Origin of the sequence: Rhodococcus sp. 4CII (genome assembly GCF_014256275.1) — a bacterium.
GTDB classification, from domain to species: domain Bacteria; phylum Actinomycetota; class Actinomycetes; order Mycobacteriales; family Mycobacteriaceae; genus Rhodococcus_F; species Rhodococcus_F wratislaviensis_A.
Genome location: NZ_JACCFE010000002.1, coordinates 589663 through 614833, shown reverse-complemented (window position 1 = coordinate 614833; position 25171 = coordinate 589663). Strand labels below are relative to the sequence as shown.

Sequence of the window (25171 nt, the reverse complement as noted above, 5' to 3'; positions counted from 1 at the left end):
AATCTTCTGGAGAAACGGGGAAAGCGCGTGACTGCTGCCACCGGAGACGAGACCAACTACCTGGTCGGACTCAACCTGGCCGATCGTCGTGTGGTCGTGGTCGGTGGCGGAACGGTAGCGCAGCGCAGGCTCGGCCTCCTCATCGCCTCGGGTGCGCGGGTGCACCTGATCAGCCGTGCGGTCACACCGGCGGTCGAGGGAATGGCCACCGCGGGGCAGATCACGGTGGAACTCCGCGAATACCGGGACGGCGACCTCGCCGACGCCTGGTACGCCATCGCATGCACCGACGAGCCGGATACCAACGCGGCGATCGTCGCCGAGGCCGAGCGCAGGCGGGTCTTCTGTGTCCGCGCCGACAACGCCCGATACGGCACCGCGGTCACCCCCGCGAGCGCGAGCTACGACGGCATGAGCATCGGCGTGCTGGCGGGTGGTGACCACCGGCGATCCGCCGCGGTGCGCACCGCACTCGTGGAGGGTCTGCAATCGGGGGCGATCGCGGACACCGCCGAGTCCCCGGCGGCCGGTGTCGCACTGGTCGGCGGCGGCCCGGGCGATCCCGACCTCATCACCGTGCGTGGCCGCCGGCTGCTCGCCCGGGCAGATGTGGTGGTCGCCGACCGCCTCGCCCCGCCGGAACTGCTCGCCGAACTGGGCTCGGACGTCGAGGTGATCGACGCGGCCAAGATCCCGTACGGCCGTGCGATGGCGCAGGAGGCGATCAACGCCGCCCTCATCGACGGAGCGAAGGCCGGGAAGTTCGTGGTTCGGCTCAAGGGCGGCGACCCGTACGTGTTCGGGCGCGGCTACGAGGAACTCGAGGCGTGCACGGCGGCGGGTGTGCCCGTCACCGTCGTGCCGGGGATCACCAGCGCCATCTCGGTGCCGTCGGCCGCGGGTATCCCCGTCACCCACCGCGGCGTCACCCACGAGTTCGTCGTCGTCAGCGGGCACGTTGCGCCCGACCACCCGGATTCTCTCGTCGACTGGGCTGCGCTGGCCCGGCTGAAGGGGACGATCGTGCTGCTGATGGCCGTCGAACGCATCGAGGCGTTCGCGACGGTACTGATGCAGGGTGGCCGTCCCGTGGACACTCCGGTCACCGTCATCCAGGAGGGCACGCTGCGCACGCAGCGCACTGTGCGCGCCGATCTGCAGTCGGTCGCCGCCCGGGTGAAGGAAGAGCAGATCCGCCCGCCTGCCATCGTGGTCATCGGGCCCGTGGCCGGGTTTTCTGTGGACGCTGGGTAACGTGAACCCTCGTGTCTGATCCCGGAATCCCCGAAACCACCTCGGCGTCGAAGAAGTCCGCGCCGGTGAACCCGCCTGCCGCCACCCGTGTGATGGGTCTGGCGATCATCGTGCTGAGCGGGCTCCAGATGATGGTGGTTCTCGACGGCACCGTCGCCAACCTCGCGCTCGCGCCGCTGCAGGCCGATCTCGGTCTCAGCGACAGCGGCCGCAACTGGGTGCTCACCTCGTACGCGTTGGCGTTCGGTGGTCTCATGCTCCTCGGCGGCCGGCTCGGCGACGCGTTCGGCCGGAAGAAGATGTTCGTCGGCGGTGTCGCCCTGTTCACCGTCGCGTCGCTGCTGTGCGGTCTCGCCGTGGGCGAGTTCATGCTGATCGCCGCCCGGTTCCTGCAGGGAGTCGGCGCCGCGGTGGCGTCGCCGACGGCGCTGGCCCTGGTCGCGACCACGTTCGCGGCGGGACCTGCCCGGAACCAGGCCATCGCCATCTTCGCCGCCATGACGGGAATCGGGTCGATCGCGGGCCTCATCATCGGCGGCGCTCTCACCGAGGTGTCGTGGCGACTGATCTTCCTCATCAACGTGCCCATCGGCGTCGTCATCGTGGGGTGCGCGTTCGTGGCGCTGAAGGAGACGGCGGGCGAGCGTCTGGCGCTCGACGTCCCGGGGGCGGTCCTCGCGACGGTCGCGGCCACCGGGGTGGTGTTCGCGCTCACCGAAGGTCCGGAACTCGGCTGGAACAGTCCGTACGTGATCGGGGCGCTCGTCGCCGGTCTGGTGCTGTTCTGCGCGTTCCTGTACGTCGAGCGCACCGCCGACAATCCGCTGCTGCCGTTCTCCCTGTTCACCGACAAGAATCGGGTGGCCACCCTCGTCGCGATCTTCTTCGCCGGTGCCGTCATGTTCACCGTCGCCGCATTCGTGGCGTTGTTCGTTCAGGACATTCTGGGCTACAGCCCGCTCGAGGCAGGTCTCGCGTTCATCCCATTCGCGTTCGGCCTTGGCAGCGCGGCCGCTGTCGCATCCAAGCTCGCTGTGCGGATCCAGCCCCGGTGGCTGGTGATCGCCGGCGCCACCATCATGGTGATCGGACTGCTCTACGGCTCGACCCTCGACAGTTCCGCCACCTACCTCGGCAACCTGTTCGTGCCCGTCATCGGGATCGGATTCGGTGTCGGACTCGCCGTCGTCCCGCTCCCGCTGTGCGCCATCGCCGGTGTCTCGGAAACGGAGATCGGACCGCTCGCCGCCATCGCCCAGGTCGCCCAGACCCTCGGCGGGCCCCTCGCCCTCGCCGTCATCGGTGCGATGGCGACGTCGCGCACACTGTCGCTCGGCGGCGTCTCCGGGAAGGTCGCCGACATGAATCCGGCGCAACTCGAGGCGCTGGGCAACGGGTACACCTTCGCCCTCGTGGGCAGCGCCGGCTGCGCCCTCATCGCCGGGCTGGCCGCACTGTTCATCCGGTTCACACCGCAACAGGTCGCCCAGGCGCAGGCCGCCGAGAAGGCTGCGCAACAGGCGTGAGTGCGGTCGGGCCGGTTTCGGCACCGTAGCCGGAGACCGTCGATACCATCCGGTCATGGACTTCAAAATCGAGCTGATCATCCTGCCGGTGTCGGACGTGGACCGGGCCAAGGCCTTCTACGCCGACCAGGTCGGCTTCGTCGTCGACCACGATCACCGGGTCGACGAGAACGTGCGGTTCGTCCAGCTCACCCCGCCCGGCTCGGCCTGCTCGATCGCCATCGGCGAGGGTCTCGTCGACACCCCGCCCGGCTCGGTGCACGGGTTGCAGATCGTCGTCGACGACGCCGATGCCGCCCACGCGGAACTGTCCGGCCGCGGTGTCCCGGTCAGCGAGGTGCAGGATCTGGCATGGGGTCGGTTCGTGTACTTCGCCGATCCCGACGGCAACGAGTGGGCGCTGCAGCAACCCCCGCAGCGGAGCTGAGCCGACGGCGCGTCGCCGGATTCGGCCCGCCTGCCCGCGACGAGCGAGCATGATGATCGTGTGGCCACGCCCTTCCGCACGACCGTCGCCGGGATAGCCGCGGTGGGGTTGCTCCTCGCTGTCAGCGCCGCCGGGGGATCGGCCGCCGCCGCGCCTGCAGCCCCCGCGCAGGATCCTCGTGTCGGTCCACTGTTCCTGGCCGGCACGCCGATCCACGTCTGCACCGGATCGGCACTGGACAGCACGGACGGCGACCTCGTGCTGACCGCCGCCCACTGCATCGCGGGGTCCGGCGGCGCGTTGTCGTTCGCGCCCGGATACGACCGCGGTGTGTCACCGTTCGGACTGTGGTCGGTGTCGCAGATCTACGTCGACCCGGCCTGGCTTCAGTCGCAGGACCCACAACACGACTACGCGGTCCTCCGGGTGGCCCCGACCGGTGCCACCCTGCCGACCACCGTCGAATCGGCGGTCGGTGGGGGATTCGAGCTGGCCACCGCCCCGGCCACTTCGAGCGCCGTGACGGTGACCGGCTATCCCACCCTCGGCGACGGCCCGGTGTCGTGCACCGCCCCGACCACGTCGACGGACAGCTATCCCACGGTGGTCTGCGACGGTCTCGGCGAGGGAACGAGCGGTGGCCCGTGGGCGATGGGTCCGACGGTCGTGGGCGTCGTCGGCGGCCTCGACCACGGCGGGTGCACCGACTCGGTGTCCTACTCGCCGACGTTCGGCTCCGGAACGCTCGCCCTGCTGGACCGTGCGGAGCGCCGTGACGCCGGCGACTCGACACCGTTCGCCCTCACCGGCACCTGCACCCGATCCTGACCGGCCGGGTCACCGCGGGACGGGGCGATACCGGCGCACGGGTCTGCCCGCGCCCCCGTATTCGAGCCGCACCTCCAGCAGTCCCTCGGACAGGTAGTGCTCGAGGTACCGGCGAACACTGACGCGGGACAGTCCGGCGAGTTCCGCGCATTCGGTCGACGACAGCTCGCCTTTCGACCGCAGGATGTCGAGCACCAGGCGCCCCGTCTCGGCGCTCAGGCCCTTCGGGAGCCTGCTCGGTTCCGGGGTCTTGCTCTGGCCCCCGAACAGGGAGTCGATCAGCGATTGGTCTGCACCGGACTGCGATTCGAGGGCGCGGGCGCGCCTCCGGAAGTTTTCGAGTTTCTCCTGCAGCTGCGTGTAGTCGAACGGCTTGACCAGATAGTCGGATGCGCCGCCGTGCAGGGCCCGGCTGACGGTGTCGATCTCCCGTGCCGCGGTGATCATGATGACGCCGACGGCGTTGCCCTCGGCCCGCAGTCGTTGCAGGACGTCGAGTCCGGACATGTCCGGGAGGTAGACGTCCAGGAGGACGAGGTCGGGGTTGCCGGTGCGTACGGATTCGAGTGCCTCGGCTGCGGTTCGCGCCACGCCGACGGTGGTGAACCCCGGTGTCTTGTCGACGAATCGGCGGTGGATCTCCGCGACCATGAAGTCGTCGTCGACGACCAGGACCTCATACATCGCCGCGCCGTCCCGTCATGATCGGAGAGTCTAACTACGCGGAACGTGGACGGTGAACAGGGCACCGCCGGTGTCCGGCGCGTCCGACACGGCCGCGGACCCGCCGTGCTGGGCGCTGACGAGCCGGACCAGGGCGAGCCCGATTCCGCGGCCGCCCGGCGTGCCCGGCTTCGAGGTGACGCCGCGCGAGAAGATCTCCTCCCGCATCGTCTCGGGCACCCCGGGGCCGGAATCGGCGACCTCGATGAGGATGCCGTCGTCGTCGGTGATCCGGATCGAGATCCGCGCGTCTCGCCCGCCTTCGGACACGTCGACGGCGTTGTCGATGAGATTGCCGACGACGGTGATGACATCGGTGGCGAGTTCAGGATCGAGGGCGTGCAGATGCGAGTCGGGTTCCAGCGCCAGCGACACCCCGGTCTCGGCGGCCAGCGACGTCTTCGCGATCAGCAGTGCTGCGACGGCGGGATCCGAGATGCGCTGTGTCACAGCATCGCTGATCTCCGCGCGGCGGCGGGTGAGAGTGCCGACGAAATCGGTGACGGCGTCGTAGTCGCCGAGCTGGGTCAGACCGGAGATGGTGTGCAGCTGGTTCGCGAACTCGTGCGTCTGCGCCCGCAGCGTGTCGGTGACGCTCTTGTGGGAAGAGAGCTGGCTCTGCAGCGACGCGAGTTCGGTGCTGTCGCGCATGGTGGTGACGGTGCCGATCTTGTGCCCCTGGCTGGTGGCTGCGCGGCGACTCAGCGCCAGCATGCGTGACGACGTCGACAGCACCACGTCCCGGCCGTCCTCCCCGTTGAGGAGGTACTGCCGGACGGCGGGCTCGAGCGCGATGTCGTCGACGTGCCTGCCGACGGCGTCGCCGGTGAGGTCGAGCAGTTCCTGGGCGCTGTCGTTGAGGACGGTGATCACGCCGCCCGTGTTCACCGCGACCACTCCCTCCCGGATGCTGTGCAACAGCGCCTCGCGATGGTCGGCGAGACTTGCGATTTCGGCGATCTCGAGCCCGCGGGTGTGGGTCTTGATGCGGCGCGACAGCAGCCACGAGCCGAGAAGCCCCAGACCGGCGCCGATCCCCAGATATAGCAGCAGGCGCGCCCCGGCGCTGCTGAGCAGGTCCCACACGGACGGGTAGTCGTCGCTGACGGAGACCACCGCGAGCACGTCCCCGGTGGCGGACAGGATCGGGACGTGGCCGACGATGGCGTGCCGTCCGTCGACGTCCACGTCGCCCGACCAGGCCCGTCCGGTCATCACATCGCTGGCGCCGAGTTCCGCGGGTGCCCCGAGCCGGGTCGGATCGGACGACACCGACACGGTCCCGTTCGGCGCCACGATCTCGGCGAGCGTGGCACCCGACAGGTTGACGGCGCGATCGACCTCGGGTGCCAGCACACGTTCGACCGAGCGGTCCGACAACTGGTCGCGCACCACCGGAGTCGACGCGACATTCTCGGCGACCGCGATCATGCGCTGCCCCTGGAGGTCGCGGAACTCCACGGTCGATTGATGAACGGACACCGCGGCCACCGCGAGCAGTACGACGCCGACGACGACGAGCTGGAGGAGCAGAACCTGGCCCGCGAGGCTACGCACGCGGGGGTGAAGTGGTGACCACAATGAACTTAAGTTCCGTTTCGTTCGCATAGGTGACGTGCATCACCGGTCGGGTCCAGTATTGCCGAAGATCACATTCATGGCGAAATGGGGAACGATGTCGAGAACAGGTAGCGGGAGCAGCGTACGCGCGCTGCTCCTGCTTGCGCTCGTAGGTCTCCTCGTGGCCGGCTGCGGTGTCACCCGCGGCGACGACGAGGGTCTGCACAGGGTGCGGATGATGGTCCCGAACAGTCCGGGTGGCGGCTACGACCTCACGGCGCGGACCGCGGTGAAGATCATGGAAGACGAGGGCATCACCGGCCGCGTCGAAGTGTTCAACGTCATCGGCGCCGGTGGAACCGTCGCGATGGCCAGGCTGATGAACGAGGCCGGCAACGACGACCTCATGATGATGATGGGCCTGGGCGTCGTCGGCGCCGGGTACACCAACGGGTCCAGCGCGCGGGTATCCGACGCCACCGCCCTGGCCAAGGTGGTCGAGGAGCAGGAAGGCATTCTCGTGCCCGCGGATTCACCGTTCCAGACCATCGACGACTTCGTCGCCGCGTGGCGCGCCGACCCGGCATCGATCACCATCGGCGGCGGTTCCTCGCCCGGCGGACCGGATCACCTGTTTCCGATGGAGACGGCGCGCGCGGTCGGAGTGGACCCGAACTCGGTGAACTACGTGTCCTACGACGGCGGCGGCGACCTTCTGACCGCCCTCCTCGGCCAGAAGATCACCGCGGGCACATCGGGACTCGGTGAGTACGTCGACCAGATCGAGGCCGGCCAGGTGCGGGTGCTCGCCGTGTCCGGGAACGAGCGGGTCGAGGGCATCGACGCGCCGACCCTCACCGAGGCCGGAGTGGACCTGACGTTCACCAACTGGCGGGGAGTGCTCGCCCCGCCCGGACTGTCCGACGGCGCCAAGGCGGACATGGTCGAGGCGCTCGAAAAGTTGCACGACACACCGGAATGGAAGGAGGCCCTGGTGAAGAACGGTTGGAGTGACGCCTTCACGACGGGACCGGAGTTCGAGCAGTTCCTCCGGGACCAGGACGAGCGGGTCTCGTCCACCCTGGCCGAATTGGGGCTGACATGAGCGCCCCCGTCGAACCGTCCGCCGCCGCGGCGGACGCGGCCTCGGCCCCGAAGCGGCGAGACCTCGCGCAGTTCGTCGTCTGCGCCGTGATGGTGGCCGTCGGGGTGTTCCTCATCGTCGACGCGCTGTCGCTCAGCGAGGGCTTCGCGAAGGTCGACCCGGTGGGGCCGCGGCTGTTCCCGCTCGTCATCGGAGGCGGCCTGGTGGTCGTCGCCGTGGCGCTCGGCGTCGCGATCCTGCGCGGGTCGACCGGTGAAGCCGACGGCGGCGAGGACGTCGACCTCGATTCGTCGGGTGACTGGCGGACCGTCGGACTGCTCGTGGCGCTGTTCGTCGCCACCATCGCCCTGATCGACCTCCTCGGCTGGGCGATCGTCGGAACGTTCCTGTTCGCCGGTGCGGCCACGATCCTCGGCAGCCGGCACTGGGTCCGCAACATCGCGATCGGCGCGGTGCTCGGATTCGGCAGCTTCTACGCGTTCTACGTCGGGCTCGGAATCCCGCTGCCCGCAGGCATTCTGGACGGAATCCTCTGACATGGACAACTTGAACTGGCTGCTGCAAGGGTTCGAGCAGGCGGCCACCCCCATGAACCTGCTCTACGCGTGCATCGGTGTCCTGCTGGGCACGGCCGTCGGCGTGCTCCCGGGTATCGGGCCGGCCATGACCGTGGCCCTGTTGCTTCCCGTCACGTACAACGTCAGCCCGAGTGCCGCGTTCATCATGTTCGCCGGCATCTACTACGGCGGCATGTACGGCGGGTCGACGACGTCGATCCTGCTGAACACGCCGGGCGAATCGTCGTCGGTGATCACGGCGATCGAGGGCAACAAGATGGCCAAGGCCGGCAGGGCCGCGCAGGCCCTGGCGACCGCCGCGATCGGATCGTTCGTCGCCGGGTCGATCGGCACGATGCTCCTGGTGCTGTTCGCACCGATGGTGTCGAGTTTCGCCGTCACCCTCGGCGCGCCGTCCTACCTCGCCATCATGCTGCTCGCTCTCGTGGCCGTCACGGCCGTCCTCGGAACCTCGAAGCTCCGCGGCTGCATTTCCCTGCTGCTCGGTCTCGCGATCGGCCTCGTCGGCATCGACTTCCTCACCGGTCAGCCGCGTGCCACGTTCGGCATCCCGCAGCTGTCCGACGGGATCGACATCGTCGTCGTCGCGGTCGCCGTGTTCGCACTGGGTGAGGCACTCTGGGTGGCCGCGCACCTCCGTCGCCGACCGGCAGAGGTCATCCCGGTCGGCAGGCCGTGGATGGGCAAGAGCGACTGGAAGCGTTCGTGGAAACCGTGGTTGCGGGGCACCGCCTACGGATTCCCTTTCGGTGCGCTCCCCGCAGGCGGCGCCGAACTGCCCACCTTCCTCTCCTACATCACCGAGAAGAAGCTGTCGAAGCACAAGGACGAATTCGGCAAGGGCGCCATCGAAGGTGTCGCCGGGCCCGAGGCCGCCAACAACGCTTCGGCGGCAGGCACACTCGTGCCGATGCTGTCGCTGGGCCTGCCGACCAACGCGACGGCCGCGGTCATGCTGACGGCGTTCGTGTCGTACGGAATCCAGCCGGGCCCGACTCTGTTCGAGAAGGAACCGCTCCTGATCTGGACGCTGATCGCGAGCCTGTTCATCGGCAACTTCCTGCTGCTGGTGCTCAACCTGCCGCTCGCGCCGCTGTGGGCGAAGCTGCTCCGCACCCCGCGTCCCTACCTCTACGCCGGAATCCTGTTCTTCGCCGCACTGGGCGCATTCGCCGTCAATCTCCAGTGGCTCGACCTCGCGCTGCTGCTGACGTTCGGGCTGATGGGTCTGATGATGCGCAGGTTCGGGCTACCGGTGCTGCCGCTCATCATCGGCGTCATCCTCGGGCCGCGCATCGAACGGCAGCTGCGGCAGAGCCTGCAACTCGGTGGCGGCGACTGGGGCAGCCTGTTCACCGAGCCCGTCGCGATCATCGTCTACCTCGTGATCGCAGTGCTCCTCATCGCACCCCTCGTCGCCAAGGTCGTCCGCTCGCACTACCCGGTCGCGGCGCCCGATTTCCCGGACGGACCGGCCGGCGGCGGCTCCACCGACACCAGAGAGAAGGCACACGCATGATCGTCGTCGGATACACCCCCGACCAGTTCGGGGGAGCGGCCCTCGACCACGGCGTCGCGGAGGCGCAGCTGCGCGGGACGTCGCTGCTCGTGATCAACACGTCGAAGGGCGACTCCCTCGCCGACCAGTCGTTCGCCGACAATGCGCAGCTCCAGGAACTCGAAGGCACGCTGTCGGCGAGCGGCGTCGACCACGAGGTCCGGCAGATCGTGGGGGACGAGACCGTCGACGTGATCCTCGAGGCGATGACGGCGCCGAACGCCGAGCTCCTGGTCATCGGCATCCGCGACCGCACCCCCGTCGGGAAACTGCTGATGGGCAGCACCGCCCAGCGACTGCTGCTGTCCTGCCGCAAACCGGTGCTGGCCGTCAAGCCCGACGTGCGCTGACGCGCCTGTGAGTACTTGTCAACCGCCCCCGCGGGTGACAAGTACTCACAGGTCAGTCGGTGAGGATGATCAGTTCGCGCTCCGACACCACCTCGACCCGGAGCCCCGCCTTCGACGCCACTCGTGCCACACCGCGGACGTCGTCCGGTTCGGCGCGCGAGATCGTCAGCGCACGGGCCAGCAGACCCTTGTGATGCTTGTTGAAGTGGCTGACGACGGTGCGGGTGCCGTCCGGCTTCTCGGTGAGCACGGTGGCGATCACGGCGTCGGGAATCGGTCCGAGTTGCTGGTACGTCCCCGACCGCAGGTCGACGACGAGACCGTCCGCTTCGGCGGTGATCGCCCGGCTGAGTTCCGGCTTCCACAACGCCCGGAGGGTGCCGAGCCCGGGGAGCTTCGATCCGCCCGACAACCGGTAGGCGGGAATCAGATCGTCCGCGCGGACCGCGCCGAACAGTGCGGATCCCATCGCCAGCCGCGACTGCGCCTTGGATTTCTGTGCCTTGGTGAACGATCTGGCGTCGAGCGCGTCGAACAGCACGCCGGTGTAGCGCGCGAGCGCGGGGCGGGTGGGGGAGACCCACAGTTTGGCGTTCCGTTCGATCTCGTCGGCCTGGGTGGGGCCGAGGCCGAGCGCGACCTGCGACGCCTCCACATCCGCGGCCAGCGTGACCAGCGCCTGGACCAGCATTTCGCGGGTTTCGGTGAGCTGCGGCATGGACAGCTCGGCCAGGTCGAGGGGCGCGTCGGCGCCGCCGTCGGACTTGGTTTCGGAGGGGGGAAGTAGCACCAGCACGCACGAAACCCTACCGACGCGTCCGCCGCGGTCCCAGCCGACTATTCTGGTATCCCGTGATTACCCGCCTGTCCCACCTGTTCCTCCGCACTCTGCGCGACGACCCCGCCGACGCCGAGGTCCCCAGCCACAAGCTGCTGGTCCGCGCCGGTTACGTGCGCCGTATCGCGCCCGGCGTCTATTCGTGGCTGCCGCTGGGTCTGCGGGTGCTCCGCGAGGTCGAGCGGGTAGTGCGGGAAGAGATGAACGCGATCGGCGCGCAGGAGATCTCCCTGCCCGCCCTGCTGCCGCGGGAACCGTACGAGGCTTCCAACCGGTGGACCGAGTACGGCGACGGACTGTTCCGCCTGAAGGACCGCAAGGGTGGCGATTATCTGCTCGGCCCCACCCACGAGGAGTTGTTCGCGCTGACCGTCAAGGGTGAGTACAACTCGTACAAGGATTTCCCGGTCACCCTGTACCAGGTGCAGACCAAGTACCGCGACGAGGAGCGCCCGCGGGCCGGCATCCTCCGCGGCCGCGAGTTCATCATGAAGGATTCGTACTCGTTCGACCTCACCGACGAGGGCCTCACCGAGTCGTACCAGGCGCACCGCGACGCCTACGAAAAGATCTTCGCCCGGCTCGGCGTCAAATACGTCATCGTGTCGGCGACGTCCGGTGCGATGGGCGGCAGCGCTTCGGAGGAGTTCCTCGCCGAGAGCGAGATCGGTGAGGACACGTACGTCCGCTGCCTGGAGTCCGGCTACGCCGCCAACGTGGAGGCCGTGAAGACGCTGGCTCCCGAACCCATTCCGTTCGACGGACTGCCCGCCGCGCAGGTGTACGACACGCCGGACACCCCCACGATCGCGACGCTCGTCGCGTGGGCGAACGACGCCGATCTCGGCCGGACGGTCACCGCCTCGGACACCCTGAAGAACCTCCTGGTCAAGACGCGGCAGCCGGGTGGCAAGTGGGAACTGCTCGGCATCGGTGTTCCCGGCGACCGCGAGGTGGACGACAAGCGCCTCGGCGCCTCGCTCGAGCCCGCGGAATTCGAACTGCTCACCGAGGCCGACTTCGAGGCCAACCCGTTCCTGGTCAAGGGCTACGTCGGACCGAAGGCGCTGCAAGCCAACGGAGTTCGCTACCTCGTCGACCCCCGGATCGTGGACGGCACCAGCTGGATCACCGGAGCCGACGAGAAGGGCAAGCACGTGGTCGGGCTGGTGGCGGGCCGCGACTTCGTCCCGGACGGCACCATCGAGGCCGCCGAGGTCCGCGGCGGCGACCCGTCGCCCGACGGTGCCGGTGAACTGGTCGCGGCCCGGGGCATCGAGATCGGGCACGTCTTCCAGCTCGGCCGCAAGTACACCGACGTGTTCTCCGTGGACGTGCTCGGCGAGAACGGCAAGCCCGTCCGCCCCACCATGGGCTCCTACGGCGTCGGTGTCTCGCGCCTCGTCGCCGTGATCGCGGAGCAGCATCACGACGACAAGGGTCTGCGCTGGCCTGCCGAGGTGTCGCCTGCAGACGTGCACGTGGTGATCGCCAACAAGGACGACACCGCCCGGGAAGGGGCCGAGGGTCTCGCCGCCGAGCTCGACAAGGCCGGACTCGAGGTGATCCTCGACGATCGCAAGGCGTCGCCGGGTGTGAAGTTCAAGGATTCCGAACTGCTCGGTGTTCCGCTGGTCGTGGTCGTCGGCCGCGGGTGGAGCGAGGGCAAGGTGGAGGTCCGCGACCGCTTCACCGGCGAGAGTCGCGAGGTGGCCGCCGAGTCGGCGCTGACCGAGATCGTCCAGACCGTCAAGGGCTGATCAAACCGCCCCATTCCTTTCGTCCGGACTGTTAGCTTGGCCTGACACGTCCGGACGAAAGGCCTGCTGTGGCGAACTCCCTGCTGTTCGATCCGACCTCCTACGATCCCGAACATTTCGATCCGGAGACGCGCAGACTGCTGCGGGCGCTGATCGACTGGTTCGAGGCGCGGGGTAAGAAGCAGCTGCTCGAGGACGATCTGGCCGCCGTCTGGCCCGACGACTTCCTCGAGTTCGTCGCACGCGAGAAACTGTTCGCCACGTTCCTCACCCCTGCCGAACTCGCGGGCGGCAATCCGGACAAGCGCTGGGACGCCGCGCGCAACGCCGCCCTCAGCGAGATCTTCGGGTTCTACGGTCTGGCGTACTGGTACGCGTGGCAGGTCACCATCCTGGGTCTCGGCCCCATCTGGATGAGCGAGAACCGCGCCGCGAAGGACCGCGCTGCACGGCTCCTGGACGACGGCGGGGTGCTCGCCTTCGGTCTGTCGGAGAAGGAGCACGGCGCGGACGTCTATTCGACGGACATGCTGCTGACACCTGCCGAGGGCGACCCGGATCTCGCGTTCACCGCGACCGGTGACAAGTACTACATCGGCAACGGCAACGTCGCGGGCATGGTGTCGGTGTTCGGTCGGCGCACCGACGTCGACGGGAGCGACGGGTACGTCTTCTTCGTCGCGGACAGTCGCCATCCCGCATACCACCTGCGGGGCAACGTGGTGCACGGCCAGATGTACGTCAGTACGTTCCGGCTCGACGACTACCCGGTGCGGGAGGAGGACATCCTCCATACCGGGGTCGCGGCGTTCGAGGCGGCACTGAACACGGTGAACGTCGGCAAGTTCAACCTGTGCACCGGCTCCATCGGCATCTCCGAACACGCCTTCTACGAGGCGATCACCCACGCGCACAACAGGATTCTGTACGGCAACCCTGTCACCGACTTCGCGCACGTGCGGGGGAACTTCGTCGACGCCTACAGCCGGCTGATCGCGATGAAGTTGTTCAGCGCACGCTCCGTCGACTACTTCCGCAGCGCGAGTCTCGACGACCGCCGGTACCTCCTGTTCAATCCGATGACGAAGGCGAAGGTCACCTCGGAGGGGGAGAAGGTGATCGCGCTGCTGCACGACGTGATCGCGGCGAAGGGGTACGAGAAGAACACTTACTTCCGGGAGGCCGCCCAGCTGATCGGCACCCTGCCCAAGCTCGAGGGCACGGTGCACGTCAACGTCGGCCTCATCCTCAAGTTCATGCCGAACTACCTGCTGAATCCGGCGGAGTACCCGGAGATCGGCCCCCGGCTCGACTCCGCCGACGACGCCTTCTTCTGGGCTCAGGGCCCGACCCGCGGTGCGGGCAAGATCCGGTTCCACGACTGGACGACGACTTACGAGGCGCACTCGGACGTCCCCAACGTGGCCCGGTTCCACGAACAGGCGACCGCCCTCCGGGAACTGCTCACCACCGCTCCGCCCGACGCGGGCCAGCAGAAGGACCTCGACTTCCTGCTCGACCTCGGGCACCTGTTCTCTCTCGTCGTCTACGGGCACCTGATCCTCGAGCAGGCCGCGATCGCCGGCATCGACCGCGATCTGATCGATCAGATCTTCGACTTCCAGATCCGCGACTTCTCCGGCTACGCCGTTGCGCTGCACGGCAAATCGTCTGCCACCGAGGCGCAGCAGAAGTGGGCGCTCGGCGCGATACGCCGCCCGGTGGTCGACGCCGAGCGATTCACGCGGGTGTGGGCGCAGGCGGAAGCCTATGACGGCGCGTACGAGATGCGGCCGTAGCGAGGGTTCTTCAGGGTGGGGAGGGGGCATCCCTCGGGGTGCCGGTTGCTCCCCCTGGGGTACCTGTTTCGGTGGGTGCGGAGACCGCATTCTTATGTGGCAAGCAAAACCCCCACCCACACAGGGAGATTCACACATGGCACACACCCTCAAGCGCACCCTTTCCGCTCTGGCGATCGCGGGATTCGCACTCACCGCGGGAGCGGGAATCGCCTCTGCAGATCCCGGCGGCAACGGCGGCACCGCCCCGGGCGGGACCTCTCAGGGCGGTAACGGTGGCACCTCGCAGGGCGGCGCCGGAGGCGCCGGAGGCAACGGCGCCGGTGGCAACGTCGTTCTCGGCGGGCCGGTCATCGGCAGTCCAGGCACCACGACCGGGCCCCAGAACGCCGGCAACGGTGGCAACGGCGGCAACGGCGGCGCCGCCGGAGATGCCAACGGCGGCAACGCCGGTGACGCCAACGGCGGCAACGCCAACGGAGGCGCGGGTGCGGGCGACACGACCACCACGGACAACACCCAGAACTGCGGGTTCGTCATCTGCTGGTGACCGAGTCGTGATCGCTCGATCTCACTGAACAGTGCCGAGGGGCCGTCACCTGCGGGTGCCGGCCCCTCGGCACCCGGACTGCCCTCCCCGCCTCCCCGGCGCCACCGTTTTGCGAAAGGTTTCCCATGCCGGTTTCATTCGAATTCTCCACCCTGCTGACACGCACGGGTGCCACCGTCGCGGCAGTATGCTTCGTTCTCGCTGCCGGCGCAGGCATCGCGTCCGCCGCCCCGGACGCGGATGCCCCCTCGTCCGATCCCTCCGTCGCCACCGTCGCTCCCGGACCGAACGCTCAGGGCGGAAACGTCGACATCGGCGGCCCCCACGTCGGACCGATCGCCGTGGACGGTGTCAAGGCCGGACCCGGCGGAGCCAACGTCGGAGGCTACGACTTCGGTGGAGGAGGTGGCCCCGGCCTTCCCTGGGGGTGAGTGGCCCCGACCGGTCGTTTCTTCGTGACGAGACCTCGGAATCGGCACTCACGAGGTGGCGATTCCGAGGGGTGAGCGCCCTCGCCGAGGGAGCTCTCCGTGTGTCCGCGTCCAGTCACCCTTGGGGTGGGAACGGCAACACCTCAGGGTGTACGGGCCACCACTGGGGGTCCTGTCCGGGGCCGCGGAGGAGCGGCACAGTAGAGGACGTGCAAGAACGTAACGCATCACAGGCCGCGAGCGAAGAAACCGAGGAGGCCATCATGTCGAACACTTCGGTTGCACACGAGCGCGAAGGCCGTCGCCTCACGGTCAGGACCGACGACGGGGTCCCGCTCGCGGTCCGCGAGTTCGGCTCGCCCGACGCGGCCACCACGGTGGTGTTCGTTCACGGTCACTGCCTGCGCACGGAGTCGTGGTGGGCGCTGCGCGAACAGCTGGTCCGCTTCTGGCGCAACGACGTTCGCATGGTCTTCTACGATCACCGCGGACACGGCGAGTCGGGAGAGGCGCCCGCCGCCACCTATACAATCGATCAGCTCGGCCGCGACCTCGGTTCCGTGCTCGACGCCGTCGCGCCGCACGGCCCGGTCGTCCTCGTCGGGCACTCGATGGGTGGGATGACCGCGCTGTCGTACACCCGGCAGAACCCGCACACCATCGGTTCGCGGATCGTGGGCATGGCCCTGATCTCCACCGCGGCGTGCGACCTCGCCGAGGCCGGTCTCGGTCGTCACCTGCGCAGTCCCGCGGTGTCGCTGTTCCGCACCGCGGTCCGCCGCGCGCCCCGGGTCGTGCACGGATCGAAGCGGGTCGGTCGCACCGTCTGCACGGCCATCGCCCGCGCGGCAGGCGCCCGCAACCGGGCCGTCGATCCCCGGCTGGTGGCGCTGGTAGCGGCAATGGCCAACACCACGTCCGTCGTGACCATGTCGAGTTTCCTCGAATCGCTGCTCGGGTTCGACGAGCGGCATTCCCTCGCCGCGCTGGCTCACATCCCGTCACTGATCCTGTGCGGCTCGGTGGACATGCTCACCCCGCTCCAGCATTCGGTCGCGATGGCCTCGGAACTCCCCGCTTCGGAGCTCGTGAGCGTCGACGGGGCTGGGCACTCGGTGATCCTCGAGCGTGCGGCCGACGTCGCCCTCGCCATCATCGGCCTGGTCGAGCGGATCGCCCACGGCGAGACCGCCGCGCTCGACCGCGAATTGATGGCTGCCAGCTGATCAGAGGTCGCGCTCGTTGATGATGCCGCTGCGCATGGCCCGTTCGGCCAGGCTGACCCGCTTCTGATTCTGGGGGAGATCGCCGACGCCGAACTTCGCGAACAACGCGCGCAGGTGGGTCTTGATCGCGTCGACGCTGAGGAACAGTTCCTGGGCGATCTGCTGATTCGAGGCGGGATTCGCGAAGGCGGCGCCGTGCTTGTACGGCCGGCACAGCGCCGTGAGGACCGCCCGCTGGGTGTCGGTGAGCGATCGGACGTCGGGCATGTCGCTACCCATCCGGGTGGCCTCGTCCAGTGCGCCGCCGAATTCCAGGTACCGGATCTTGGTGCCGCCGATCCGGATGCTGTCGCCCTGCCGGAGTCGCCGACGCCCCGCGAGCCGCTCGCCGTTGACGAAGGTGCCGTTGCGGGACAGTCCGTCGTCGAGGATGGTCCAGTGCGATCCGACGCATTCGAGCACCGCATGCAGCCGGGAGACCTCGTCGTCCTCGGTCAGGAGCAGGTCGGATCCCGGCGAGCGTCCGATCGTGACGCGCGCGGAAGTGGGGGAGAGGTCCACGGTGTGGTGGTGACCCTCCCGGTCGGAATAGCTCAGTCGAGACTCAACCGCTCGGTCCACGGCGACACCCCTTCCGCACGCTTCCATCGTGCCCCGGCTGCGGTCGGATGAGCAAGATCAAGAGCGGAAGTCGCCGATCACCGATCAGTTCTCGGTTGCCGCCGCGTCCAGGGTGCTGCCGAACGCGCACACGGCCAGTTCCTCGAGCGCCGGATCCTGCCCGGCATGCTCGGGTACCTGCATGGCGAGCAGGGTGTTGAGCAGCATTCCGTTGGCGATGAAGGTGCGGGCCCGTTCGGGGCTGCATCCGGTGCGCGTTCGGATCTGCGTGTAGAGCCGCGACATCCAATCGCGCGCCAGGGCGCCGATCTCCGGGTTCGCGCCGGACGTGAAGCCGTGCATCATGACGAGCAGGAGATCGCGGTCTTCGAGCAGTTCGGTGTACGCGATGCCCAGCGGAAGCCACGACTCGTCGTTCTCCGGGTCGGCGGCGACGTCGTCGAAGCAGGGTTCGAAGGCGTCCATGATCCGGCGCATCGCCCGGTCGAAGACGTCGGCGAACAGTCGCGACTTCGAACCGAACATCCGGACCACGTAGGGCTGGGACACCCCCGCCTCGCGTGCGACGGCGTCGGTGCTGGTGCCGTGATAGCCGTCCCGGGCGAACGCGCGGGACGCGGCCGCCAGTACGAGTTCGCGACGCTCGGTCGCGCTCATCCGGGTCTGTTTCACGGGCGATGCCATGTTGACATGTTATCAGTCGATTACTAGTCTTCGAAATAAGTAATCATCTGATGCTTACAATGCTTCCCGTGAGTGCCCACACCCACGACTCGGATATGAGGACCCGTCATGACGACACTCTCCGAACGCCTGGAACACGAATCGGCGCCGCCCTCGCGGCGAGGACGCAGCCGGGTCGTCCCGGTCTGGCTCGCGATCGTCGCCGCCTCGATACCGATGTTCATGGCCACACTCGACAACCTGGTGATGACCAGCGCCCTGCCCGTCATCCAGCGCGACCTCGGTGCGTCGGTGGGGCAGCTGCAGTGGTTCATGAACGCCTACACACTCGCCTTCGCGACGTTGATGCTCACCCTCTCCGCGCTGGGTGACCGGCTCGGACGTCGCCGCGTATTCCTTTGGGGAATAGTGCTTTTCGCGCTGGCTTCGATCGCGTCGGCACTCTCGACGACCTCCGGGATGCTCATCGCCGCGCGGGCCGTCCAGGGCGTCGGCGCGGCCGCGATCATGCCGCTCTCCCTCACCCTCCTCGCCGGTGCCGTGCCGCTCACCAAGCGCGCGCTCGCCATCGGGGTCTGGGGCGGCGTCTCGGGACTGGGCGTCGCCCTCGGACCGGTGGTCGGCGGCGCCGTCGTCGACGGGGTGTCGTGGCAGGCCGTGTTCTGGATCAACGTTCCCGTCGCGGCGGTCGCGATCCCGTTGGCGCTCTACGCACTCGGTGAGTCGAGGGGGAAGCGTCAGCCGCTGGATCCGCTCGGCGTCGTCCTCGCCGGAGCCGCCGTCTTCGTCGGAGTCTGGGGCATCGTGCACGGCAACGACGACGGTTGGACCAGCGCCACAGTGCTCGGTGCACTCGTCGCCTCGGTGGTGTTGCTCGCGGCGTTCGTGGTGCGCGAGTTGCGCACACCCTTCCCCGTGATGCCGCTGCGACTGTTCCGGTCGCGTCAGTTCGCCCTGGCCAACGTCATCGGACTGACGTTCACCCTCGGAATGATGGGCGCCGTCTTCCTCCTGTCGCAGTACCTGCAGATCGTGATGGGGTACTCGCCGTTCGAGGCCGGTCTGCGGACGCTGCCGTGGACGGCCGCCCCCATGCTGGTGGCGCCGATCGCGGGACTGCTCGCGCCGCGGCTGGGAGTCCGGACACTCCTCGTCGCCGGACTGGTTCTGCAGGGGTTGTCGCTGCTCTGGATGGCGTCACTCATCGTCCCCGGCGCCACGTACGGCAGCATGATTCCCGCGTTCGTGATGGCAGGCGCCGGGATGGGGCTGACGTTCGCGCCCAACGCGACCGCCGTCCTCGCCGACATGCCCGAGGCCGATCACGGCACCGCCAGTTCGACCAACGCGACACTCCGCGAGATCGGCGTCGCGCTCGGGATCGCGCTCCTGACCGCCGTGTTCCTCGGGGCGGGCGGCAGCCTGACCCCCACCGGATACATCGACGCTCTCGCACCCGCGCTGTACGTGGGGGCCGGATTCGTGGCGGTCGCGGTCGTCGCCGCTGCCCTCATGCCGGGACGGTCCAAGGCGGTACTGGCGTCGACGTGACCTGTCGGATCGAGGGCCCGGGCCGTCAGGTCCGGGCCCTCGAACGTTTCGAGGATCGGGATGAATGCATCGGAGAGCTCGCCGGGAACGGTGTACTCGTCGATCACGTGCCGCCGGCTTCGGTCGACCAGTACCTGCGCGACCTGGTCGGCGTCGCCGTCGGGAAATCCCACGGCGCCCGCCTCGACCAGCCGAGCCGAGTCGATACCCGAGCGCGTGTACCAGGCCGGCAGGTGTTCGCCGAATCCAACCAACGACTGGGTGAGTCGAATCGGGCGATCGGTCGAAGAACGAACGCGCGCAGGAGAATCGGCGAGGTCATTCTCGGTGGCCGGCGGACCCGGTGCCGGCGAGCTGCGATCGGCCACTCGTCCGGCCGTTGCGAGCATGCCAGGCCCGCTCGCCGCCACGACCACGGGCAGGTCCGGGAGGCCCACCCCGATTCCGAGTTCGAAGCGGACGTCCGACAACACATGCAGGGCTTTCACCTCGCGGACGAGCACGGTCCGGCCGCGCAGGGGCGCGGCGAGCACCCAGCCGCGCAACCGGAGCGTCGTGGTGACCGCACTCGCCGCGGCGAGCGCCGGGAACGGCGCGACGGTCCACAGCGTGTCGGGGACCAGGACGCTCGAATAGCCCTGGTCCTCGATTCGCTGGATGCTGCCGACTTCTGCGGTGCCGGCTCGCGGCGGCGTGGCCACCACGGCGAGTCAGTCCTGCCAGCCCGGCCGGACCAGCCCCCACTCGTACGCCAGAACCACCAGTTGGGTGCGGTCCCGGGCGCCGAGTTTCACCAGGATCCGGCTGACGTGGGTGCGGGCGGTGGCCGGGCTGAGGAACAGCCGCGAGCCGATCTCGGCGTTGGTGAGTCCCTCCGCAATCAACGTCATCACCTCGCGTTCGCGCTCGGTCAGGTCGTCGAGGCGGCTGGTGCGCGGCGGCGGTTTGGCGTGGGTCGCGAACTCCGCGACCAGCTTCCGAGTCACCGACGGTGACAGCAGGGCGTCGCCGTCGGCCACCACACGGACCGCCCGCACCAGTTCCGCGGGTTCGGTGTGCTTGACGAGGAAACCCGTCGCCCCCGCGCGCATCGCCTCGAAGACGTACTCGTCCACTTCGAACGTGGTGAGCACCACCACCCGCACGCCGGACAGCGCGGGATCGGCGGCGATGCGCCGGGTCGCCTCCAACCCGTCGAGCACCGGCATCCGGATGTCCATGAGAACCACGTCGGGGACCAGCGATCGCGTCAGGCTCACCGCCTCTTCACCGTTCGCGGCCTGACCGGCGACGGTGATGTCGGCCTGGGCGTCGAGCAGGGCGGCGAACCCCGCCCGCACCAGGGCCTGGTCGTCGGCGACGAGCACACGAATAGTCATGCCCGGCTCGCCGTGCCAGCGGCGAAGGGGAGCGTCGCCTGGACCCGGAAGCCGCCGCCCGGCCCACTTCCGGCGGCCAGCTCACCACCCAGAGCGCGTGCGCGCTCCCGCATCCCGGGGATGCCGTTTCCGCCGCCACCGGTCGACGTGCCGGCGGGGCCGCGGCCGTCGTCGTCGATCCGAATGCGGACGGAGGTGGGCGTGTACGACACCGTCACGTCGGCCGACGAGCCCCCGGAATGGCGGGCCACATTGGTCAGCGACTCCTGCACGATTCGCGCCGCAGCCACGTCGACCACGGTCGGCAGCGGCCTCGGTGCGCCGTCGACGACGGTCGTCACGGTGAGACCGGCGGCACGGGCACGCTCGACCACACCGTCCAGGTCTCCGATTCCGGCGGTAGGCGCGACGGGCGGGCTGTCCTCGCCGCCCCGCAGCGACGCCAGCAGCGCGTGAACGTCGCCGATCGCGTCGCGGCTGGCGACCTTGATCGCGGACAGCGCCTCCTGCGACTGTTCGGGTCTGCTGTCCCACAGCTCGAGCGCGACCGACGCCTGCACGTTGATCAGGGAAAGGCTGTGTGCCAGAACATCGTGCAGTTCGCGGGCGATCGCGAGCCGCTCCTCGCTGGCGCGTCGACGCTGTTCGTCGAGGGTGCTGCGTTGCGCCGCCTCGGCGCGTTGCCGGCGGGCGTCGAGCGTCCCGCGGCGCTGACGGATGATCTCGGCGACGGCGAGGAGCACCAGCATCCACGCGGCGATGCCGGTGAGGGCGGGTACCGACACCGACTCGGCGGACGACACGGCGGGCACGGCGAAGACGATCACGACGTAGCCGATGGCGAGAACCGGATAGGTGAGCCACCTCGACCCGGCCGTCGCGGCGCCGAGGAACGCGACGACGAGCGACATGAACACCGGGCCGTACCCGTAGCCCCGCGCGACGTAGAGGACAGTGACGGTCAGGACGACGAGCAGGACCGTGACAGGACGCAGTCGCCGGAAGACCAGCGCGAGGGGGCCGCATACCAGCAACACGAAGGCCGCGGCGTCCAGCGGCTCCGCCCACGACTGGTTGTGGTTCGCGCCGATACTGCCGCCGACCTGCACGATCGCGACGCCCAGGGCGATCAGGAGGTCTCGCGGGGCGATCGACGTGTCCCTCCGGTCAGTGCGCACCACCCGAACGTAGACCCGATTCCGCGAACCTGTCATCGTCCGCGACACGTACCCGAGGAGACGCGCGCAGGCCGATGCGCGCGGCTCGCGCCGAGTCGACGCTGGAGGCATGACTTCCGACATCGTGGTCACCGACAGGCTGACCAAACGCTACGGCGAACACACGGCGGTCGATGCCGTCAGCCTGACCGTGCGGGCAGGGGAGGTGTACGGGTTCCTCGGACCGAACGGTGCGGGCAAGACCACTACCCTGCGCATGCTCACCGGCCTGGTCCGGCCGAGTTCAGGCACGGCGACGCTCTTCGGGCATGCACCCGGCAACCACGCGGTCGCGGCGCGCACCGGTGTGCTGATCGAAGGACCCGGCTTCTTCCCCTACTTGTCCGGTCGCGACAACCTGCGGGTGCTGAGCAGGTACCGCCGGTTGCCGGACGACGCGGTGGAGTCCGCGCTGCAGCGGGTCGGGCTGCGCGATCGGGGACAGGACCGTTTTCGCACCTACTCACTCGGGATGAAGCAGCGGCTCGGTGTCGCGGCCGCACTCCTCGGCGAACCCGATCTGCTGCTTCTCGACGAACCCACCAACGGGCTCGACCCGGCCGGCATGGCCGAGATGCGGGAACTGATAGTCGAACTCGCGGACTCCGGGCATTCCGTGATGCTCTCCAGTCACATGCTCAGCGAGGTCCAGGAGATCTGCGATCGCGTCGGGGTGATCGCGCGCGGGGAGCTGATCGCGGAATCCACCGTGGCCGAACTGCGCGGCGGCACCAGCCTGCTTGTGCGCGCCGATCCGCAGGAGCGCGCCGCGACGGTGCTCGCGGAACTGCTGGGACGGGACGTCGTCGACACGGCGGGCGACGCCCTCGCCCTCGCAGTGTCGCCGGACCTGGCACCGAAGGTGGCCCGTGTTCTGGTCGACGCGGGAATCGACGTGCACGAACTGTCCCGGCGGGAGCGATCGCTCGAGGACGTCTTCTTCGCGATGACGTCGGATGGCGGTCACGGCGACCGCACGGCAAGCAACGATTCGAGGAAAGTGTCATGAATGCAGTGATCGCCGGCACCCGAGCCGAGCTTCTCCGACTGTGGAAATGGCCGTCGATGTGGGTGCTGCTCGCCGCCTGGATCGTGCTGAACCTGGTCTTCGTCTACCTCTTCAACTACATCACCCTCGAGACGGGCGGCACCACCGACATAGCGTCGTCCGCGCCGCCGGACGTGCTGCTCGCGCAGATGCTGCCCTCGGCGGTGCCCCAGGTGTTCACCCAGGGCATGGCCATGTTCGGGGGCGCGCTGATGCTCATCCTCGGCGCCCTCACCCTCGGCAGCGGCTACGGCTGGGGGACGTGGAAGACCGTGTTCACCCAGGGGCCTCCACGATCGGCCGCGCTCACCGGAACCCTGCTCGCTCTGCTGACCGTGGTGGTCGGGCTGGTCGTCACGGTGGCGGTCGTCGATCTCGGGGTGGCGAGCGTCATCGCCGCGGTCGAGTCGGAGTCGCCGAGTCTGCCTCCGGCGGCGGCCATGCTGAAGGCGCTCGCTTCCGGGATGCTCATTCTCGCCATGTGGACCGTGGCCGGGGTCCTCGTCGGCGCTCTCGCGCGGGGGCCTGCGTTGTCCGTCGGTCTCGGCCTCGTGTGGGTGCTCGTGGTCGAAAACCTGCTCCGCGGAGTTGCCGCCCTCCTCGACCCCGTGTCGGTAGTGACAGACTTTCTCCCCGGCACCGCCGCGGGCTCGCTGGCCGGATCCCTTCGCGACTTCGGCGGCGACACCACCCCCGGAGTCCTGAACATCCTCGACGGCAGCACGTCGGTCCTCGTCCTGGGCGGTTACGTCGCCGTATTCGCGGTGGGCACGGTCTGGCTCGTCCGCCGACGCGACGTGAACTGACGGCGACGGCTCAGAACAGGGGACCGCCGCCGAACGGTCCCCGGTGCGACGGCGGAGTGCGGCCCTGCGTGTCGGTGATGCCGTATTCGACGGCCAGCTCCGCCGTCACGAACGTGTGACCGCTGCGCTCCGCGAGGGTGGGGTCCGCTGTCAGGGCGCAGATCACCTCGCCGACGAACTCGGGAGACTCGGCATCGGCGACGGGAAATCCCGCGATGGTCTCCAGGCCGCTGGCGGCGATCATCTCCGTTCGCACGATCCCCGGCCACAGCGAGACCGCGCGCACGTCGTGCGGAGCCAGTTCCGCCGCCATGTCGCTGGCCATCTTGTCCAACCCGGCCTTGGACATGCCGTAGAGCACCGAGTGCAGATGCCCGCGGGTCCCGAACGACGAGATGTTCGCGATCAGCCCGGACCTTCGCGGCACCATCAGGCGCGCCGCCTCCACGGACGCGACGTAGTGCGCGCGCAGACCGACGCCGATCAACGAATCCCAGTCGTCGAGGGGCCGTTCCCAGAACGGTGTGCTGAACCCGCCGAATCCCGCGGGGGCTGCCCACACGTTGTTGACCAGCAGGTCGAGTCGGCCGGCCTGCTCGTCGGAGATGCGGGCGAACAGCGCACGCACGTCGGCGTCGTCGCGGTGATCGCAGGCCACGGCGACGCCGGTGCCACCGGCGCCGGTCACCGTCTGCGCCGACACGGACAGGGGGCTGTCCTCCGTCAGCGGCCCGCGTCCGGTGACGTAGACGGTCCAGCCGGCTGCGCCCAGCGCCCTCGCCACGCCTTTCCCGACGCCGCGGCTCGCGCCGGTGACGAGAGCGACCCTGGCGCTCACTGGGCGACCACTGTGTCCGGTGTGAGCGGGCGGGTGATCGACCACCGAGTGGTGAAGTGGCACCGCGACATTCGCCACTCGCCGTCCTCGAAGCGGTAGGTGTCGTCGTACTCGCCGGACGACACGGTCTCCGTGCCCTTCGTCAGGTCGACCTGGCGGAACTGCAGCGTCCACGTACCCGACGCCTCGGTGTCGCCGTGCAGCACGATGTCCGGATGGAAACCGTGGTGCATGTCGAGGATCACGTGCCTGCCGTCCACCTCGTGGAGCGCGATCGTCCGGAAGAGGTCGGTGAGCCGGTCGGCGTCGTCGAACCGGCCGAGTGGGCCGAAGTCGATGGATGCCCCGGACGAGACGAAGCATGCACGGAACGCGTCCGGATCCTTTCCGTCGCACGCTCGCCAGTATCGGTACTTGAGCGCCTTGATCGCCCCGATCCGCTCCAGGTTCGCCAGACGCTGCTCCACCGAGCTTTCGTCCACGCCGCCGTCCTCTCGTCCCCGTCAGTGGTGTC

Annotated in this window: 25 protein-coding genes and 1 pseudogene; 16 read left to right on the top strand and 10 right to left on the bottom strand. The window is 68.8% G+C overall.

All coding sequences use genetic code 11. The features are described from left to right. Window positions 1-27 precede the first annotated feature (27 nt). The 4 genes from cobA to H0B43_RS03730 all read left to right on the top strand — a co-directional run bounded on the left by cobA (window position 28) and on the right by H0B43_RS03730 (window position 4035). Window positions 28-1254 (top strand): uroporphyrinogen-III C-methyltransferase, encoded by a 1227-nt coding sequence (cobA, locus tag H0B43_RS03745; RefSeq protein WP_185729231.1) that lies wholly within the window; start codon window positions 28-30, stop codon window positions 1252-1254. 92 nt (window positions 1255-1346) lie between these two features. Further along, entirely contained in the window at window positions 1347-2780 is a 1434-nt protein-coding gene (locus tag H0B43_RS03740; protein WP_213015453.1) for an MFS transporter, read from the top strand. Window positions 2781-2835: 55 nt separating this feature from the next. Continuing rightward, on the top strand, window positions 2836-3207 hold the full coding sequence (locus H0B43_RS03735; RefSeq protein WP_185729232.1) for a glyoxalase superfamily protein: 372 nt from the start codon (window positions 2836-2838) through the stop codon (window positions 3205-3207). 60 nt (window positions 3208-3267) lie between these two features. Beyond that, window positions 3268-4035: a trypsin-like serine protease gene (locus H0B43_RS03730; RefSeq protein ID WP_185729233.1), complete on the top strand. Its 768-nt coding sequence runs from the start codon at window positions 3268-3270 to the stop codon at window positions 4033-4035. A gap of 9 nt (window positions 4036-4044) precedes the next feature. On the opposite strand, the gene H0B43_RS03725 is transcribed toward H0B43_RS03730, so the two are convergent. Both H0B43_RS03725 and H0B43_RS03720 read right to left on the bottom strand, forming a co-directional pair. Next, window positions 4045-4719: a response regulator gene (locus tag H0B43_RS03725; RefSeq protein WP_185729234.1), complete on the bottom strand. Its 675-nt coding sequence runs from the start codon at window positions 4717-4719 to the stop codon at window positions 4045-4047. 30 nt (window positions 4720-4749) lie between these two features. Next, the gene (locus H0B43_RS03720) at window positions 4750-6366 is read right to left on the bottom strand and encodes an ATP-binding protein (protein WP_185729235.1); all 1617 of its coding nucleotides are present in this window, start codon (window positions 6364-6366) and stop codon (window positions 4750-4752) included. A 67-nt stretch (window positions 6367-6433) separates the two neighbouring features. Between H0B43_RS03720 and H0B43_RS03715 the strand changes: the two genes are divergently transcribed. From H0B43_RS03715 to H0B43_RS03700, 4 genes are read left to right on the top strand one after another with little or no spacing between them, the layout of a single operon-like run. After that, the gene (locus H0B43_RS03715; RefSeq protein ID WP_185729236.1) at window positions 6434-7423 is read left to right on the top strand and encodes a tripartite tricarboxylate transporter substrate binding protein; all 990 of its coding nucleotides are present in this window, start codon (window positions 6434-6436) and stop codon (window positions 7421-7423) included. Then, complete coding sequence (locus tag H0B43_RS03710) at window positions 7420-7959, top strand: tripartite tricarboxylate transporter TctB family protein (protein ID WP_185729237.1); 540 nt, start codon at window positions 7420-7422, stop codon at window positions 7957-7959. The genes H0B43_RS03715 and H0B43_RS03710 overlap by 4 nt, the downstream gene beginning before the upstream one ends. Before the next feature lies 1 nt (window position 7960). Further along, window positions 7961-9520 (top strand): tripartite tricarboxylate transporter permease, encoded by a 1560-nt coding sequence (locus H0B43_RS03705; protein WP_185729238.1) that lies wholly within the window; start codon window positions 7961-7963, stop codon window positions 9518-9520. Beyond that, the gene (locus tag H0B43_RS03700; protein WP_185729239.1) at window positions 9517-9909 is read left to right on the top strand and encodes a universal stress protein; all 393 of its coding nucleotides are present in this window, start codon (window positions 9517-9519) and stop codon (window positions 9907-9909) included. The genes H0B43_RS03705 and H0B43_RS03700 overlap by 4 nt, the downstream gene beginning before the upstream one ends. Window positions 9910-9961: 52 nt before the next feature. Here H0B43_RS03700 and yaaA read toward each other — a convergent pair whose 3' ends face one another. Beyond that, the gene (yaaA, locus tag H0B43_RS03695) at window positions 9962-10705 is read right to left on the bottom strand and encodes a peroxide stress protein YaaA (RefSeq protein ID WP_185729240.1); all 744 of its coding nucleotides are present in this window, start codon (window positions 10703-10705) and stop codon (window positions 9962-9964) included. A gap of 56 nt (window positions 10706-10761) precedes the next feature. Here yaaA and H0B43_RS03690 point away from each other — a divergent pair, with 56 nt between their 5' ends. From H0B43_RS03690 to H0B43_RS03670, 5 genes are all read left to right on the top strand, one after another. Further along, window positions 10762-12507 (top strand): proline--tRNA ligase, encoded by a 1746-nt coding sequence (locus tag H0B43_RS03690; RefSeq protein WP_185729241.1) that lies wholly within the window; start codon window positions 10762-10764, stop codon window positions 12505-12507. A 68-nt stretch (window positions 12508-12575) separates the two neighbouring features. After that, complete coding sequence (locus H0B43_RS03685; protein ID WP_185729242.1) at window positions 12576-14306, top strand: acyl-CoA dehydrogenase family protein; 1731 nt, start codon at window positions 12576-12578, stop codon at window positions 14304-14306. A 136-nt stretch (window positions 14307-14442) separates the two neighbouring features. Then, the gene (locus H0B43_RS03680) at window positions 14443-14856 is read left to right on the top strand and encodes a hypothetical protein (RefSeq protein WP_185729243.1); all 414 of its coding nucleotides are present in this window, start codon (window positions 14443-14445) and stop codon (window positions 14854-14856) included. 125 nt (window positions 14857-14981) lie between these two features. Continuing rightward, a complete protein-coding gene (locus tag H0B43_RS03675) occupies window positions 14982-15287 on the top strand; it encodes a hypothetical protein (protein WP_185729244.1) in 306 nt (101 codons plus the stop codon). A 263-nt stretch (window positions 15288-15550) separates the two neighbouring features. Next, window positions 15551-16513 carry an alpha/beta fold hydrolase gene (locus H0B43_RS03670; RefSeq protein ID WP_185729245.1) on the top strand — a complete coding sequence of 321 codons (963 nt, stop codon included), beginning with the start codon at window positions 15551-15553 and terminating at the stop codon, window positions 16511-16513. Here H0B43_RS03670 and H0B43_RS03665 read toward each other — a convergent pair whose 3' ends face one another. Both H0B43_RS03665 and H0B43_RS03660 read right to left on the bottom strand, forming a co-directional pair. Continuing rightward, the gene (locus H0B43_RS03665; protein ID WP_185729246.1) at window positions 16514-17161 is read right to left on the bottom strand and encodes an FHA domain-containing protein; all 648 of its coding nucleotides are present in this window, start codon (window positions 17159-17161) and stop codon (window positions 16514-16516) included. It lies immediately after the preceding gene. 57 nt (window positions 17162-17218) lie between these two features. Next, window positions 17219-17818, bottom strand: coding sequence for a TetR/AcrR family transcriptional regulator (locus tag H0B43_RS03660; RefSeq protein ID WP_185729247.1), 600 nt, complete (start codon window positions 17816-17818; stop codon window positions 17219-17221). A 108-nt stretch (window positions 17819-17926) separates the two neighbouring features. On the opposite strand from H0B43_RS03660, the gene H0B43_RS03655 reads away from it, so the two are divergent. After that, entirely contained in the window at window positions 17927-19369 is a 1443-nt protein-coding gene (locus tag H0B43_RS03655; protein WP_185729248.1) for a DHA2 family efflux MFS transporter permease subunit, read from the top strand. Between the two features lie 437 nt (window positions 19370-19806). Here H0B43_RS03655 and H0B43_RS42440 read toward each other — a convergent pair. The 3 genes and pseudogenes from H0B43_RS42440 to H0B43_RS03640 form a co-directional block, all read right to left on the bottom strand. Beyond that, window positions 19807-20070: pseudogene (locus H0B43_RS42440) on the bottom strand (LLM class flavin-dependent oxidoreductase); the annotation flags it as partial. 9 nt (window positions 20071-20079) lie between these two features. Beyond that, window positions 20080-20748 carry a response regulator transcription factor gene (locus H0B43_RS03645; protein WP_185729249.1) on the bottom strand — a complete coding sequence of 223 codons (669 nt, stop codon included), beginning with the start codon at window positions 20746-20748 and terminating at the stop codon, window positions 20080-20082. Beyond that, window positions 20745-21926: a sensor histidine kinase gene (locus tag H0B43_RS03640; protein WP_312033939.1), complete on the bottom strand. Its 1182-nt coding sequence runs from the start codon at window positions 21924-21926 to the stop codon at window positions 20745-20747. The genes H0B43_RS03645 and H0B43_RS03640 overlap by 4 nt, the downstream gene beginning before the upstream one ends. Window positions 21927-22035: 109 nt before the next feature. Here H0B43_RS03640 and H0B43_RS03635 point away from each other — a divergent pair, with 109 nt between their 5' ends. Then, entirely contained in the window at window positions 22036-22974 is a 939-nt protein-coding gene (locus tag H0B43_RS03635) for an ABC transporter ATP-binding protein (protein ID WP_185729251.1), read from the top strand. Beyond that, a complete protein-coding gene (locus tag H0B43_RS03630) occupies window positions 22971-23819 on the top strand; it encodes an ABC transporter permease subunit (protein WP_185729252.1) in 849 nt (282 codons plus the stop codon). The genes H0B43_RS03635 and H0B43_RS03630 overlap by 4 nt, the downstream gene beginning before the upstream one ends. Window positions 23820-23829: 10 nt before the next feature. Here the strand turns inward: H0B43_RS03630 and H0B43_RS03625 are convergent, their stop codons facing one another. Both H0B43_RS03625 and H0B43_RS03620 read right to left on the bottom strand, forming a co-directional pair. Next, complete coding sequence (locus H0B43_RS03625) at window positions 23830-24657, bottom strand: SDR family NAD(P)-dependent oxidoreductase (protein ID WP_185729253.1); 828 nt, start codon at window positions 24655-24657, stop codon at window positions 23830-23832. Further along, on the bottom strand, window positions 24654-25139 hold the full coding sequence (locus H0B43_RS03620; protein ID WP_185729254.1) for a nuclear transport factor 2 family protein: 486 nt from the start codon (window positions 25137-25139) through the stop codon (window positions 24654-24656). Before H0B43_RS03620 ends, H0B43_RS03625 begins: the two co-directional genes overlap by 4 nt. Window positions 25140-25171 lie beyond the last annotated feature (32 nt).

What these genes read in the sequence shown, in the direction of transcription:
- H0B43_RS03655 (WP_185729248.1), top strand. Translation starts at nt 17,927, where the DNA reads ATGACGACACTCTCCGAACGCCTGGAACACGAATCGGCGCCGCCCTCG.
- H0B43_RS03700 (WP_185729239.1), top strand. Translation starts at nt 9,517, where the DNA reads ATGATCGTCGTCGGATACACCCCCGACCAGTTCGGGGGAGCGGCCCTC.
- H0B43_RS03630 (WP_185729252.1), top strand. Translation starts at nt 22,971, where the DNA reads ATGAATGCAGTGATCGCCGGCACCCGAGCCGAGCTTCTCCGACTGTGG.
- H0B43_RS03660 (WP_185729247.1), bottom strand. Translation starts at nt 17,818, where the DNA reads ATGGCATCGCCCGTGAAACAGACCCGGATGAGCGCGACCGAGCGTCGC.
- H0B43_RS03715 (WP_185729236.1), top strand. Translation starts at nt 6,434, where the DNA reads ATGTCGAGAACAGGTAGCGGGAGCAGCGTACGCGCGCTGCTCCTGCTT.
- H0B43_RS03645 (WP_185729249.1), bottom strand. Translation starts at nt 20,748, where the DNA reads ATGACTATTCGTGTGCTCGTCGCCGACGACCAGGCCCTGGTGCGGGCG.
- H0B43_RS03680 (WP_185729243.1), top strand. Translation starts at nt 14,443, where the DNA reads ATGGCACACACCCTCAAGCGCACCCTTTCCGCTCTGGCGATCGCGGGA.
- H0B43_RS03710 (WP_185729237.1), top strand. Translation starts at nt 7,420, where the DNA reads ATGAGCGCCCCCGTCGAACCGTCCGCCGCCGCGGCGGACGCGGCCTCG.
- H0B43_RS03735 (WP_185729232.1), top strand. Translation starts at nt 2,836, where the DNA reads ATGGACTTCAAAATCGAGCTGATCATCCTGCCGGTGTCGGACGTGGAC.
- H0B43_RS03675 (WP_185729244.1), top strand. Translation starts at nt 14,982, where the DNA reads ATGCCGGTTTCATTCGAATTCTCCACCCTGCTGACACGCACGGGTGCC.
- H0B43_RS03665 (WP_185729246.1), bottom strand. Translation starts at nt 17,161, where the DNA reads ATGGAAGCGTGCGGAAGGGGTGTCGCCGTGGACCGAGCGGTTGAGTCT.
- H0B43_RS03635 (WP_185729251.1), top strand. Translation starts at nt 22,036, where the DNA reads ATGACTTCCGACATCGTGGTCACCGACAGGCTGACCAAACGCTACGGC.
- H0B43_RS03720 (WP_185729235.1), bottom strand. Translation starts at nt 6,366, where the DNA reads ATGCGAACGAAACGGAACTTAAGTTCATTGTGGTCACCACTTCACCCC.
- H0B43_RS03725 (WP_185729234.1), bottom strand. Translation starts at nt 4,719, where the DNA reads ATGTATGAGGTCCTGGTCGTCGACGACGACTTCATGGTCGCGGAGATC.
- H0B43_RS03740 (WP_213015453.1), top strand. Translation starts at nt 1,347, where the DNA reads ATGGGTCTGGCGATCATCGTGCTGAGCGGGCTCCAGATGATGGTGGTT.
- H0B43_RS03670 (WP_185729245.1), top strand. Translation starts at nt 15,551, where the DNA reads ATGTCGAACACTTCGGTTGCACACGAGCGCGAAGGCCGTCGCCTCACG.
- H0B43_RS03705 (WP_185729238.1), top strand. Translation starts at nt 7,961, where the DNA reads ATGGACAACTTGAACTGGCTGCTGCAAGGGTTCGAGCAGGCGGCCACC.